At 65.8% G+C, this 12,582-nt stretch carries 12 protein-coding genes; all 12 read left to right on the top strand.

Annotated features, from left to right (window positions below):
• Window positions 1-29 precede the first annotated feature (29 nt).
• The 12 genes from D0Z70_RS06575 (at window position 30) to uraH (ending at window position 12,581) form a co-directional block, all read left to right on the top strand.
• Complete coding sequence (locus tag D0Z70_RS06575; protein ID WP_119744637.1) at window positions 30-1,166, top strand: bile acid:sodium symporter family protein; 1,137 nt, start codon at window positions 30-32, stop codon at window positions 1,164-1,166.
• Entirely contained in the window at window positions 1,163-2,494 is a 1,332-nt protein-coding gene (locus D0Z70_RS06570; protein WP_119744636.1) for an AtzE family amidohydrolase, read from the top strand. The genes D0Z70_RS06575 and D0Z70_RS06570 overlap by 4 nt, the downstream gene beginning before the upstream one ends.
• Entirely contained in the window at window positions 2,491-3,852 is a 1,362-nt protein-coding gene (locus D0Z70_RS06565) for an NCS2 family permease (protein ID WP_119744635.1), read from the top strand. The genes D0Z70_RS06570 and D0Z70_RS06565 overlap by 4 nt, the downstream gene beginning before the upstream one ends.
• A complete protein-coding gene (locus D0Z70_RS06560) occupies window positions 3,849-4,766 on the top strand; it encodes a 5'-methylthioadenosine/S-adenosylhomocysteine nucleosidase (protein ID WP_119744634.1) in 918 nt (305 codons plus the stop codon). Before D0Z70_RS06565 ends, D0Z70_RS06560 begins: the two co-directional genes overlap by 4 nt.
• Window positions 4,767-4,770: 4 nt before the next feature.
• Window positions 4,771-6,354 (top strand): gamma-glutamyltransferase family protein, encoded by a 1,584-nt coding sequence (locus D0Z70_RS06555; RefSeq protein WP_119744676.1) that lies wholly within the window; start codon window positions 4,771-4,773, stop codon window positions 6,352-6,354.
• Entirely contained in the window at window positions 6,348-7,646 is a 1,299-nt protein-coding gene (locus D0Z70_RS06550) for an allantoate amidohydrolase (RefSeq protein WP_119744633.1), read from the top strand. Before D0Z70_RS06555 ends, D0Z70_RS06550 begins: the two co-directional genes overlap by 7 nt.
• Entirely contained in the window at window positions 7,633-8,871 is a 1,239-nt protein-coding gene (locus D0Z70_RS06545; RefSeq protein WP_119744632.1) for a pyridoxal-phosphate-dependent aminotransferase family protein, read from the top strand. Before D0Z70_RS06550 ends, D0Z70_RS06545 begins: the two co-directional genes overlap by 14 nt.
• 127 nt (window positions 8,872-8,998) lie before the next feature.
• The gene (gene puuE, locus D0Z70_RS06540) at window positions 8,999-9,874 is read left to right on the top strand and encodes an allantoinase PuuE (protein ID WP_119744631.1); all 876 of its coding nucleotides are present in this window, start codon (window positions 8,999-9,001) and stop codon (window positions 9,872-9,874) included.
• Window positions 9,871-10,251: an oxalurate catabolism protein HpxZ gene (hpxZ, locus tag D0Z70_RS06535; RefSeq protein ID WP_119744630.1), complete on the top strand. Its 381-nt coding sequence runs from the start codon at window positions 9,871-9,873 to the stop codon at window positions 10,249-10,251. The genes puuE and hpxZ overlap by 4 nt, the downstream gene beginning before the upstream one ends.
• Window positions 10,248-10,688 (top strand): 2-oxo-4-hydroxy-4-carboxy-5-ureidoimidazoline decarboxylase, encoded by a 441-nt coding sequence (gene uraD, locus D0Z70_RS06530; protein WP_119744629.1) that lies wholly within the window; start codon window positions 10,248-10,250, stop codon window positions 10,686-10,688. The genes hpxZ and uraD overlap by 4 nt, the downstream gene beginning before the upstream one ends.
• 145 nt (window positions 10,689-10,833) lie before the next feature.
• Window positions 10,834-12,252 carry an FAD/NAD(P)-binding protein gene (locus tag D0Z70_RS06525; RefSeq protein ID WP_119744675.1) on the top strand — a complete coding sequence of 473 codons (1,419 nt, stop codon included), beginning with the start codon at window positions 10,834-10,836 and terminating at the stop codon, window positions 12,250-12,252.
• Complete coding sequence (uraH, locus tag D0Z70_RS06520; protein ID WP_119744628.1) at window positions 12,249-12,581, top strand: hydroxyisourate hydrolase; 333 nt, start codon at window positions 12,249-12,251, stop codon at window positions 12,579-12,581. Before D0Z70_RS06525 ends, uraH begins: the two co-directional genes overlap by 4 nt.
• The last annotated feature ends 1 nt before the right edge of the window (window position 12,582 follow it).

Genomic DNA, 12,582 nt, shown 5'->3' with positions numbered 1-12,582 from the left:
GGTAGGGCAGGATCGGCCTAAAGGGGGCCATGGTCCGCGTTTCCAAGCCTTCCTTCCTGCCCGACCCGTTTCTGCTCTGCCTGATCGCGACGGTGGCAGCCGCGTCGTTCGTGCCGGTGCGCGGTGCGGCGATCCCCTGGGTCGAGGCGGCGACGGATTTCGCGATTGCGTTGCTTTTTTTCCTGCACGGGGCGAAATTGTCTCGCGCGGCGGTGCTTGCGGGCGCGGGCAACTGGCGGCTGCACCTCTATGTGCTGGCCTCGACCTATATCCTCTTTCCCGTCATTGGCCTCAGCCTCGTCGCCCTGTTGCGGGGCCATGGCGATGGCTTGCTGCTTACCGGCCTGCTCTATCTCAGCCTGTTGCCATCGACGGTTCAGTCCTCGATCGCCTTTACTGCGATTGCGGGCGGCAATGTTGCGGCAGCGGTGTGCAGCGCGTCTCTGTCCAATATCGTCGGCATCATCCTGACGCCGCTTCTGGTCGGCTTGCTCATGGCGGTGGACGGCGGGGGCAGCGGCTTTTCCTGGCATTCGGTGCAGGCCATCACTGTGCAACTGCTCGTTCCCTTCCTGGCGGGCCATTTGCTGCGGCCGTGGATCGGGGCGTTCATCGACCGCCACAAGAAGATATTGATGCCGGTCGATCGCGGATCGATCCTGCTGGTCGTCTATACAGCGTTCAGCGCGGCGGTGGTCGGCGGCATCTGGTCGCAGGTGGGGATTGCCGACCTGCTGCTCCTGCTGCTGCTCAGCCTGGTGATGCTGATCATTGTGATGGGGGCGAATCTGGGCCTTGCGCGCCTCGTCGGTCTGCCGCGTGTGGACATGATCGTTCTGCTCTTCTGCGGGTCGAAGAAGAGCCTGGTGTCGGGTGTGCCGATGGCGGGCGCGCTATTTCCGGCGGCGCAGGTTGGCGTCATCATCCTGCCGCTGATGATCTTCCACCAGATCCAGCTGTTCCTGTGCGCCGCGCTGGCGAGCCGCTTCGCTCGGCAAGGCGCAACGCCCCAGCACCCGCCACTGCCGCGCACCGTGGCGGAAATTGAAAGCGCGGCGCAGAGGCTGGGCCTGACCATAGCCGAACCCTGCATGGCAGGCGTCACCACCAATCTGGCTCTGCTGGACCGCCATGCCGACACGCTGTTCGCGACGGACAAGCCGTGAAGCAGGCCGTCGAGATCGCCGCCGCTGTCCGGTCGGGCCAGATCAGCGCCATGGCGGTGCTGGAGCAATGCCTTGCCGGATTGGCGGCAGAGGGTGGGCGACTGGTTGCGGTAACGCGCATCCTGGCCGACCGCGCCCGGTCGGAGGCTGCTGCGGTGGATGCCGCCATCGCTGCGAGGCGTGATCCGGGGCCGTTGGCGGGCGTGCCTTATGGCGTCAAGGATCTGTTCGATGTGCGCGGGTTGCCGACCACAGCAGGGTCCAGCCTCTATGCCGATGCTCCACCCGCGCAGGCCGATGCGGACGCCATCAGCCGCCTGCACGCCGCCGGTGCGGTGCTGGTTGCGACGCTCAACATGGACGAATTCGCTTATGGCTTTGCGACGATCAACGCCCGGCACGGCACGACCCGCAATCCCCATGATCTTGAGCGGCTGGCTGGCGGATCATCGGGCGGATCGGCGGCGGTGGTTGCGGCAGGGCTGCTGCCTTTCTCGCTAGGGTCGGACACCAATGGATCGATCCGCGTCCCCGCCAGCCTGACCGGCATTTACGGTATCAAGCCCAGCCATGGCGCGCTGTCCATGGGCGGGGTGTTTCCCTTTGCCGACAGTTTCGATGATATCGGTCCCTTCACCCTGTCGGTGGCCGACATGGAGTGCCTATGGCAGGTGTTGGGCGGGACCGAGGCAACGGCCAGCGATCCTATCCGCGTTGCCCGGCTGGGCGGGCGCTTCCGCGACAATGTCGATCCCGACCAGATCGCCGCGATGGACGCCATCGCGCCCGAAGCGCCGCTGATCGAGCTGCCCGACATCGCCCGCGCGCGCTCCGCCGCGTTCCTGATTACCGCAGCAGAAGGCGGCCGGTTGCATCGCGAGGCGCTGGGCCACGACGCGATGGCGTTCGATCCGGCGACCCGCGACCGTCTGATCGCAGGCGCACTGCTCCCCGACGCTCTCTACGACGCGGCGCAGGCTTTTCGCGCGGACTATAAGCAACGCATCGTCGCCATCATGGACGATTACGACCTGCTGCTGGCCCCCGCGACGCCCTGCGTCGCGCCGCTGATCGCCGACCCGCGCATTATGATCGACGGCGCTCTGTCGCCTGCTCGCGCGGATCTGGGCATTCACAGCCAGCCGATCAGTTTTACCGGCCTGCCCTCGCTCAGCGTGCCGCTGCGCCGTCCGGGCCGCTTGCCGCTGGGGCTGCAACTGATCGGCAGGCCGGGGGGCGAAGCGACATTATTCCGCTTCGCCGCGACACTGGAATATAAGGGGCTGACCGGCGTAACATCGCCCGTCGAACAGGGGGACGCATTATGACGGATGTGGCGGTAAAGCCGGGGGCGGGGAGAGGGACAGGACGGCTCGAACGCTATTTCAGCCTGTCGGAACGGGGCACGTCGGCGCAGACGGAGGTGCTGGCGGGCTTCACCACCTTCCTGACCATGGCCTATATCGTGCTGGTCAACCCCGCGATCCTGGGGCAGGCGGGGATGCCGATCGCGGCGGTGGCGGCGGCGACCTGCTTTGCCGCCGCCTTTGGCTCCATCCTGATGGGGCTGGTCGCCAACACGCCGCTGGCGCTGGCACCGGGCATGGGCCTCAACGCCTATTTCAGCTTCACCGTGGTCCAGCAGATGGGGGTCCCCTGGCCGGTCGCGCTGGGATGCGTGTTCATTTCCGGCATCGCCTTCCTGATCCTGACGCTGACCGGCGTGCGCCAGATGATCGTCGCGGCCATCCCGATGCATCTGTTCGCGGCGGTGGCGGGCGGCATCGGCCTGTTCATCGGCTTTATCGGCCTGAAGAACGCAGGCATCGTCGTCGCCAATCCGGCCACCTTCGTGGCGTTGGGCGACCTCAAGGCCCCCGGCGCAGCGCTCGCCTTGTTCGGCCTGCTGGTTATCGGCGTGCTGAGCGTTTGGAATATACGCGGCGCGATGCTGATCGGCATCGTCGCGACCACTTTGGTGGGATGGCTGTTCGGTCAGGTGGTCATCAACCCGGAACCCTACAGTCTCGACGCGCTGACCGGCACTGCGTTCAAACTCGACCTGTCGGGCGTGTTCGGCCTGACCGGCAGCCACGGCCTCGGCCTCCTCGAAATCCTCTTCGTCTTTCTCTTCGTCGACCTGTTCGACAATATCGGCACGCTGGTCGCGGTCACCAAGCGGGCGGGGCTGATGGACAAGGCGGGGCGCATCCCCGGCCTCAACCGAATCCTCATCACTGACGCCGCCGCCACCATCGTCGGGTCGGTAGCCGGCACCAGTACCGTCACCTCCTATGTCGAAAGCGCGGCGGGCGTGCAGGCGGGCGGGCGCACCGGGCTGACGGCGGTCGTCACCGGCATATTGTTCTTGGCGACCATGTTCGTTGCCCCCTATGCGCAGATCGTCCCGCTGGCCGCGACCGCGCCCGCGCTCATCATCGTGGGCGGACTGATGCTGCTGCCGCTGACCGAAATAGAGTGGGAGGACCCGCTCTCGGCAATCCCCGCCTTCCTGACCGTGGCGATGATCCCGCTCACTTTCTCGATCGCCAATGGCCTGGCCTTCGGCATCACCGCCCACGCCATATTGAAGCTGCTGCGCGGCACCGCGACCAAAGCCGACTGGTTCCTGTTCCTGCTGGCCGCCCTGTTCGTCGTCCGCTTCATCTGGATGAGCGCGGCATGATGCGCGCGCTCTGCCTTGCCATCTGCGCGCTGCTGCTGCCGGTTTCGACGCAGGCGAAGCCGCTCGACCGGACGCCACGGACCGTGGTCATGACCGCCTTCGCACCCGAATGGGATGCGCTGGCCCACACGGTTGCAAAGCCCCGGACCTATAAGGTTAACGGTCTCACCTTCCTGACCGGCACCATGGCGGGCAAGCCCGTGCTGCTGATGCAGAGCGGCGTCAGCATGGTCAACGCCGCGATGAATACCCAATTGGTTCTCGATCGCTTCACGGTAAAGCGGATCGTCTTTTCCGGCATTGCGGGCGGTGTCGATCCCGCTCTGTCGATCGGCGACGTCATCGTGGCGGAGGATTGGGCGCAATATCTGGAAGTCTCCTTCGCGCGCCAGACGCCCCAGGGCTGGGTCGTCCCCGAACCCCTCGATGCCGACGCACCGCCGCCTTTCGGCATGATGTTCCCGCGCGGAGTGCGGGTGGGCAATGCAACTGAAACGCCGCGCCGCCAGTATCGGCAACCGGTCGATCCCGCGCTACTGGCCCTCGCCCGGAAAATCGCACCCGGCCTGACCCTGCGCCGTTGCGTGGAAGGACAGGCGACCGCGGCAAACTGCCTGACCCATGAGCCCAAATTCGTGGTCGGCGGCACCGGCGTCAGCGCCGGTGTCTATGCCGACAATGCCGAATTTCGCGACTATCTGGCCAAGGCGTGGCACGCCCGCGTCCTCGACATGGAAAGCGCGGCAGTAGTGCAGGTGGCTTATGCCAATCAGGTGCCTGCCATCGTGTTCCGCAGCCTGTCGGACCTCGCCGGGGGAGACGCGGGCGCGAACCAGATGACCACCTTCATGGCGCTCGCTTCGGTCAACAGCGCTGACGTCGTGCGCGCCTTCGTCGCTGCGCTGCCGGACTAGGATGATGACGCTTTCCACCATCAGCGGCACGAACGGCATGGTCACCGCGCCTCATTTTCTGGCGGCGCAGGCGGGCTGCGACGTGCTGAAGGACGGCGGCAATGCGGTTGAGGCGGCCGTCGCGGTCGCCGCGACGCTGGCCGTCGTCTATCCGCATATGACCGGCATTGGCGGTGACAGTTTCTGGCTGGTCGCAGAGCCGGATGGCGCGATCCATAGCGTGCATGGCTGCGGCGGCGCGGCGGCTAAAGCCGACCTTGGCCTTTATGCCGGGCTGGACGCGGTGCCGACGCGGGGACCACTTGCCGCCAACACGGTGGCAGGCACCCTGTCGGGCTGGGCGGCGATACTGGAAAGCGGCGGCGGCAATCTGCCTTTGTCCCGCCTGTTGCGCGACGCCATCCATCATGCCGAAACAGGCGTGGCCGTGACCAGTGGCGGCGCTGCTATCGCTACGGCCAAGGGCGGCGAACTGCGCGTCCAGCCCGGCGCCTATGCCGCAATCTTCGAGCCGGAGGGCCATCCCCTGCGCGAAGGTGATGTGCTGCGCCAGCCCGCGCTCGCCGCGACGCTGCGGATGATTGCAGACAATGGCCCTGCTGATTTCTACACCGGCGCGCTGGCCGATCTGGTCGCGCAGGATCTGGCGGAACTGGGCAGCCCGGTCAGCCGCGATGATCTGGCCGCGCATCAGGCCACCCGCCCCGTGCCGCTGACGACCCGCATCACGGGCATCGACCTCTATAACAGCGCCCCGCCGACGCAGGGCTTCGCCTCGCTGATGATCCTCGCTTTGTTCGACCGGATGCGTGCGACACAGGCGGACGGGTTCGACCATGTCCATGGCCTGGTGGAGGCGACCAAGCAGGCCTTCCTGCTACGCGATACCCATGTCGGCGACCCCGCCTTCCATGATTTCGATTATCAGGGACTGCTGGGCGATCCCGCCGCGCTGGACGCCATCGCCGCGTCCATCGACCCCTCCCGCGCCATGCCCTGGCCCCGCCCGTCGGCGCAGGGCGACACTTGCTGGTTCGCCGCCGCTGACCGGGAGGGCAGGGTGGTGAGCGCGATCCAGTCCACCTATCATGAATTCGGATCGGGGCTGGTTCTGCCGCGGACTGGCATCACCTGGCAAAACCGGGGCAGCAGCTTCCGGCTGGCAGCGGACGGCTGGAACGCACTCCGGCCCGGCCGCAAGCCATTCCACACGCTCAACCCCGCGCTGGCGCGCTTCGATGACGGGCGGCTCATGGCCTATGGCACGATGGGGGGCGAAGGCCAGCCCCAGACCCAGGCTGCGCTCTTCACCCGCTACGCCCGGTTCGGCGTCGATCTCCAGCAGGCGATCAGCGCCCCGCGCTGGCTGCTCGGACGCACATGGGGCGAGGGCAGCACGACATTGAAGCTGGAGGACGGGTTCGACGATACGCTCTACGCCGATCTTGCAGCGGCGGGCCATGATGTCGAGCGTGTCGGGCCTCTGACCGCGATGATGGGCCATGCCGGTGCCATCGTCCGCCACGCCGATGGCCGCCTGGACGGCGCAACCGATCCGCGCAGCGACGGGCAGGTGGCGGCATGGTGAGCAGCGGCGCAAGAGCGGTCGCACGCTGCGACGCACTGGGTGTCGCGCCCTACAGCGACATGGAAGGCGGCCTCTATCGCGGCTATCTGACCGCGGCACACCGGGCTTCGGTCGATCAGGTTGGATTGTGGATGGTCGAAGCAGGGATGTATCCGACCATCGATCCGGCGGGTAATCTGGTCGGCCATTATTATTCTGATGTGGTTGATGCGCCGTCACTCATCATCGGAAGCCATATCGACAGCGTACGCAATGGTGGGGTGTATGATGGGCCGCTCGGAATCATGCTCGGCATCGAATGCGTGGCAGCGCTCCATGCGCAAGGAAAGCGATTACCCTTCGCTATCGAAATATATGCTTTTGGCGATGAGGAGGGATCACGTTTTCCCGCTGCCATGCTGACCAGTCGTGCCGTGGCTGGAACGCTCGATGCTGACCTCACAAATATCAAAGACGATAAAGGCACTTCGCTGCCCGATGCGCTGCGCCTTTTTAATGCCGACTACGAAGCGATCATCGCGGGTCGCGCCATTTGGACTAAAGAGCAGCTTGGCCTGACCACGTTTCACAATGCGCGCCGGAAACCTGGCACGACGCTTGCCTATCTCGAAGCCCATATCGAACAGGGACCAGTGCTGGAGGCAGACGGGCTTGCGGTCGGCACCGTCACCGGCATCGCCGCCCAGCTGCGCTATCAGGTCGTCGTCAAGGGTATGTCCGGTCATGCAGGCACCAGTTCGATGCCGCTGCGCCGCGACGCACTGGCGGGCGCGGCCGAGATGATCCTGGCGATCGAAACGATAGCCCGCGCCGATGCGTCCGATCTGGTCGCGACCGTGGGACGGATCGAGGCCCTGCCGGGCGCGCCCAATGTCATAGCAGGCGAAGTCCGCTTCTCGATCGACATACGGTCCGGCGACGCAGCGCGCCGCGACCGCGCGGCAGAGGCGATACTGGACGCGCTGGCCGCCATAGCCGATCGCCGCGACCTCGATGTCGCGACCCAGCGCGTCCACGACCTCCCTGCCAGCCCCTGCGATCCAGCGCTCATGGACCTGATGGACGCCGCCATCGCCGATGCGGGCCATCCCGCCCGCCGCCTCGTATCAGGTGCGGGGCATGACGCGATGGTGATGGCCGCGCTCTGCCCCATCGCCATGCTCTTCATCCGTTGCAGGCAGGGCATCAGCCATAATCCCGCCGAACATGTCGACCCCGCCGATGCCGATGTGGCATTACAGGTCATGCTTGGCTTTATCGACCGATTGGGAGCGACCTTTGACCCCGCTTGACCCCCTGCTTTTTGGCGAGATCGACCCGCCGCAGCGCCTGTTGATGGGACCGGGACCGGTCAACGCCCATCCCCGCGTGCTGCGCGCCATGTCGGCGGATTTGCTGGGCCAGTTCGACCCCGAAATGACCGGCTATATGAACCAGGTCATGGCGCTCTATCGCCCGATTTTCGGCACGCAAAACTCATGGACCATGCTGATCGACGGCACTGCGCGCGCCGGGATAGAGGCGGCGCTGGTCTCGCTGGTCGCGCCGGGCGACACGGTGCTGGTGATTAATTTCGGGCGTTTTGGCCTGCTGCTGGGCGAGATATTGACCCGCATCGGCGCGGTCATCGAAACCGTCGATGCGCCCTGGGGCGAGGTCGTGCCGATGGACGCGATCGCCGCTGCCATCGCCCGCAACGGTCCCAAAATCGTCGCCTGCGTCCATGGCGACACGTCCACGACCATGGCCCAGCCGCTCGACGGTCTTGGCGATCTGTGCCGCGCGACAGGCGCGCTCAGCTATGTCGATGCGACCGCGACCATCGGCGGCATGGAAATCGCTGCCGACCGCTGGGGCATAGATGTCGTGACCGGGGGCTTGCAAAAATGCCTCGGCGGCCCGTCCGGCTCTGCCCCGATCACTGTTTCGGATCGCGCCGCCGACCACATCTTCGCGCGCCGCCATACCGAAGCGGGCATCCGCAGCGCCGACAGCATCGACGGTGCGGGGCCACGCATCGCCTCCAACTATTTCGACCTCGCCATGATCATGGATTATTGGTCGGAAAAGCGTTTGAACCACCATACCGAAGCGACCTCCATGCTCTACGCCGCGCGGGAATGTGCGCGGGTGATGCTGGGGGAGGGGCTGGAGGCGCGCTATGCCCGCCACGCCGCCGCTGGCCGGGCGATGAGCGCAGGCCTGCGCGCCATGGGCCTCACCCTCTTTGGCGACGACGCCCATCGCATGACCAATGTGACCGGCGTGTTCATCCCCGACGGCGTCGATAATGACCGGGTCCGCGCCGCGATGCGCGACCATTTCGAGATTGAGATTGGCACCGCTTTCGGGCCGCTACAGGGCCGCATCTGGCGCATCGGCGCGATGGGCTATAATGCGATGAAGCATAAGGTCTTGATAACGCTGGGCGCTTTGGAAGCCTGCCTGTTGCGCGAAGGCTTTGCCCTGCCGCCCGGCGCGGCGATCCCGGCGGCGCTGGAGGCATGGGACGCATGACGCTCCCTCCCACCCCCGTTCGCCCTGAGCTTGTCGAAGGGCGCCGCCGAGCGAAGCGAGGTGCCTTCGCTACGCTCAGGCGAGGGCTTCGACTTCGCTCAGCCCGAACGGGGAAGGGTGGGCCTGCATGACGCTCCCTCGCGACCTTATCGGCTATGGTCAACACCCGCCGGACCCGCGCTGGCCCGGTGGCGCGCGCATCGCTGTGCAATTCGTCGTCAATTATGAGGAAGGCGCGGAAAATAGCGTCCTCAACGGCGACAAGGGGTCCGAAGCCTTCCTCTCCGAAATGGTCGGTGCCGCTAGCCACCCCGCGCGCGCGATGGCGATGGAAAGCCTCTATGAATATGGCAGCCGCGCCGGTTTCTGGCGGCTGCATCGCCTGTTCACCGAACGCGGCCTGCCCGTCACCATATTTGGCGTCGCCAATGCGATGGCGATGAACCCGGCGGCGGTCGAGGCGATGCTGGCGGCCGATTGGGAAATTGCCAGCCACGGCCTGAAATGGATCGACTATCAATATGTCCCTGAAGAGGTGGAACGCGCCCATATCGCGCAGGCCATCGCGCTGCATGAAAAGCTGACCGGCACCCGCCCGCTAGGCTGGTATCAGGGCCGCACATCGCCCAACACCGCCCGGCTGGTGCGCGAAGACGGTGGCTTCATTTATGATGCTGACAGCTATGCCGACGACCTGCCTTATTATGCAGAGGGGCAGCTGATCGTCCCCTACACGCTCGACGCCAACGACATGAAGTGCGTCGCGCTCAACGGCTTTACCGATGGCGAGCAGTTCTTCCGCTATCTGCGCGACACGTTCGATCAGCTCCGCGCGGAGGGTGGCCGGATGATGTCGGTCGGCCTGCATGGCCGCATCGCGGGGCGACCGGCCCGCGCCGCCGCACTCGCCCGCTTCCTCGACCATGTCATCGCTTGTCGAGACGCCTGGGTCGCCCGCCGCATCGACATTGCCCGCCACTGGATGGAGGTCCACCCCGCATGACCATCGACGATCCGATCCTGCTTGCCGAAATCACCGCCGCTTTTGCCGAATATGAGCGCGCGCTGATGGCGGACGATGTGCCTGCAATGGACGCGCTGTTCCACCATGCGCCCACCACCAATCGCTATGGCGTCGGCGAAGTGCTGTACGGGATCGAGGAAATCCGCGAATTTCGCAAAGGCCGTGGCGGCTCCCCGCAGCGCAAGCTGGGGAAGGTCGCGATCACTGTCTATGGCGATAGCTTCGCCACCGCCGACGCTGAATTTTTTCGCGAGAATAGCGACCGGCGCGGCCGCCAGACCCAGAGCTGGATCAAATTTGCGGATGGCTGGAAGGTCGTGTCCGCCCATGTCAGCCTGGAGGGCAACACGCATTGACTGCGCTGTTCGAACATAGTCCCTGGATCGAGGCGCGCGCCGACGCACGGCCATCGTCGGGTGACCGCCATGCCGACCTGATGGCCGTCGTTTATGACGCGACGCCGGAGGAGCAATTGGCGCTGATCCGCGCGCATCCCGAACTGGCGGGCAAGGCGGCGATCGACAAGAGGCTGACTGACGCGTCCGCTGCGGAGCAGGCCTCCGCCGGACTGGATCGCCTGACCGCGTCGGAATATGAGCGCTTCCACGCGCTCAACGCTGCCTATCGCGCGCGCTTCGATTTCCCCTTCATCATCTGCGTGCGGCTGACCGACAAGGCGGGTATATTGGCCGCGATGGAACAGCGGCTGAGCCATGGGCGCGACGAAGAGATCGCAACCGCGCTTGCCCAGATTGGCGAGATCGTTCGGCTGCGGCTGGAGGACGCGGCATGAGCGCCGTTTGCATTCCTCCCCGGCACGGGGAGGTGGCGCCGCGAAGCGGTGACGGAGGGGGCTATCCTCCTGACGTAGCGTGTGGGGCTATCCCCCTCCACCACCCTGCGGGCGGTCCCCCTCCCCGTATCGGGGAGGAATGGATATGAGCTTACCCGCGCTGGAATCCGAACTGGCCCGGCAACTCCTGCTGATCGGCCATGGCGGCACCGACTGGACCCGCCCGCGCGCCGCCCGCGAAGGCCATGTCCATGACGTCGTCATCGTCGGCGGCGGGCAGAGCGGACTTGCCGCCGCCTTCGGCCTGCTGCGCGAGCGGGTCTCCAACATCCTCGTCATCGACGAAAACCCCGCCGGGCTGGAAGGGCCGTGGGACACTTATGCGCGGATGATCACCCTGCGCACGCCCAAGGAACTCAACCCCATCGACTTCGGCATCCCGGCGCTCACCTATCGCGCCTGGTGGGAAGCGCAGCATGGCACGGCAGGCTGGGAAGCGGTCGGCAAGATCGCGCGTGGCGACTGGATGGCCTATCTGCGCTGGTATCGCCGCGTTTTGAACCTGCCGGTGCGCAACAACACGAAACTGACCCTTGTCGAGCCGATCGGCGATGGCCTCCATCGGCTGCATCTGGATGGCCAGCCGCCGCTGCTGGCGCGCAAGGTGGTGCTGGCGACCGGCATACAGGGCGGCGGCGAATGGCACACGCCCGCCATGATCCGCGACGCCCTGCCCCGCAACCGCTATGCCCATACCAGCGAGCCGATCGACTTTGCCGCGCTTATGGGCAAGCGCATTGGCATATTGGGCGGCGGGGCGTCGGCATTTGACAATGCCAATGCCGCGCTCAGCCTGGGCGTCGCAGCGGCGCATGTGTTCATTCGGCGCCCGGTGTTACCGCGCATCAACCCCATTCGTTTCATGGAACAGGTCGGGTTTACCGGCCGCTATCCCGCGCTTGAGGACGCGGACAAATATGCGGTGATGGCGTCCTTCCTTGGCCATAACCAGCCGCCGACGAATGACACATTCGATCGCGCCGCCGCCTGGCCGGGTTTTGACCTTCATCTGGGCGCGCCCTGGCTGTCGGTCGAACTGGTCGACGATCAGGTGCGCGTGACGACGCCGCAGGGGACGCATGATTTCGATTTCGTGATCCTGTCCACCGGCCTTGTCAGCGACCCAGGCCTGCGCGGCGAACTGGGTGCGGTCGCGCCCCATATCGCCCGCTGGGCCGATCGCTTCACTCCTCCGCCCGGCACTGCCAATGCACTGATCGACGCGCATCCTTATCTCGGCGACGGCTTTGAATTGCTGCCCCGGACAGAGGCTGGCGCAGCGGCGTTGCACGGCCTGTTCGCGTTCAACTACTCCGCGCTCATCAGCCTCGGCCTGTCCGCCTCCGCCCTGTCAGGGCTGCGCACCGCGCTGCCCCGACTGGTGAAAGGCGTCACCGACCAGCTTTTCCTCGATGATCGCGCCGCACTGGTCGCTGACCTGCTCACCTATGATGAAGCGGAATTTGTCGGGCAATGGCCAAAAACAGAAGAGGAAGCGGCATGATGGCCAGCCTGTCCACCCATGTCCTCGACACCAGCCATGGCTGCCCCGCCGCCGGGGTTGCATTGCGCCTTATGGATGGCGACGGGACCGTCCTGTTCGCTGGCGTTACCGACGCGGACGGCCGATGCCCCGGCCTGCCTGCGCTCGCACCGGGCCGCTACCGGCTGGCATTTGCGGTCGCCCCCTATTTCGCCGGGCGGGGCGTCGATCTGCCCGATCCGCCCTTCCTCGATAGCATCACCCTCGACTTCGGCATTGCCGATGCGGGCCATTATCACGTCCCGCTGCTCGTCTCGCCCTATGGCTATTCGACCTATCGGGGCAGCTGAG

Source organism: Sphingobium terrigena, from assembly GCF_003591655.1.
Lineage (GTDB): Bacteria > Pseudomonadota > Alphaproteobacteria > Sphingomonadales > Sphingomonadaceae > Sphingobium > Sphingobium terrigena.
The sequence above is the reverse complement of the archived record's forward strand: the minus strand, read 5'-3'. Positions and strand labels throughout refer to the sequence as shown.

Coding starts and splice junctions, on each gene's coding strand:
- D0Z70_RS06575 (WP_119744637.1), top strand. CDS start 30: ATGGTCCGCGTTTCCAAGCCTTCCTTCCTGCCCGACCCGTTTCTGCTC.
- D0Z70_RS06565 (WP_119744635.1), top strand. CDS start 2,491: ATGACGGATGTGGCGGTAAAGCCGGGGGCGGGGAGAGGGACAGGACGG.
- D0Z70_RS06560 (WP_119744634.1), top strand. CDS start 3,849: ATGATGCGCGCGCTCTGCCTTGCCATCTGCGCGCTGCTGCTGCCGGTT.
- D0Z70_RS06555 (WP_119744676.1), top strand. CDS start 4,771: ATGACGCTTTCCACCATCAGCGGCACGAACGGCATGGTCACCGCGCCT.
- D0Z70_RS06550 (WP_119744633.1), top strand. CDS start 6,348: ATGGTGAGCAGCGGCGCAAGAGCGGTCGCACGCTGCGACGCACTGGGT.
- puuE (WP_119744631.1), top strand. CDS start 8,999: ATGACGCTCCCTCGCGACCTTATCGGCTATGGTCAACACCCGCCGGAC.
- hpxZ (WP_119744630.1), top strand. CDS start 9,871: ATGACCATCGACGATCCGATCCTGCTTGCCGAAATCACCGCCGCTTTT.
- D0Z70_RS06525 (WP_119744675.1), top strand. CDS start 10,834: ATGAGCTTACCCGCGCTGGAATCCGAACTGGCCCGGCAACTCCTGCTG.
- uraH (WP_119744628.1), top strand. CDS start 12,249: ATGATGGCCAGCCTGTCCACCCATGTCCTCGACACCAGCCATGGCTGC.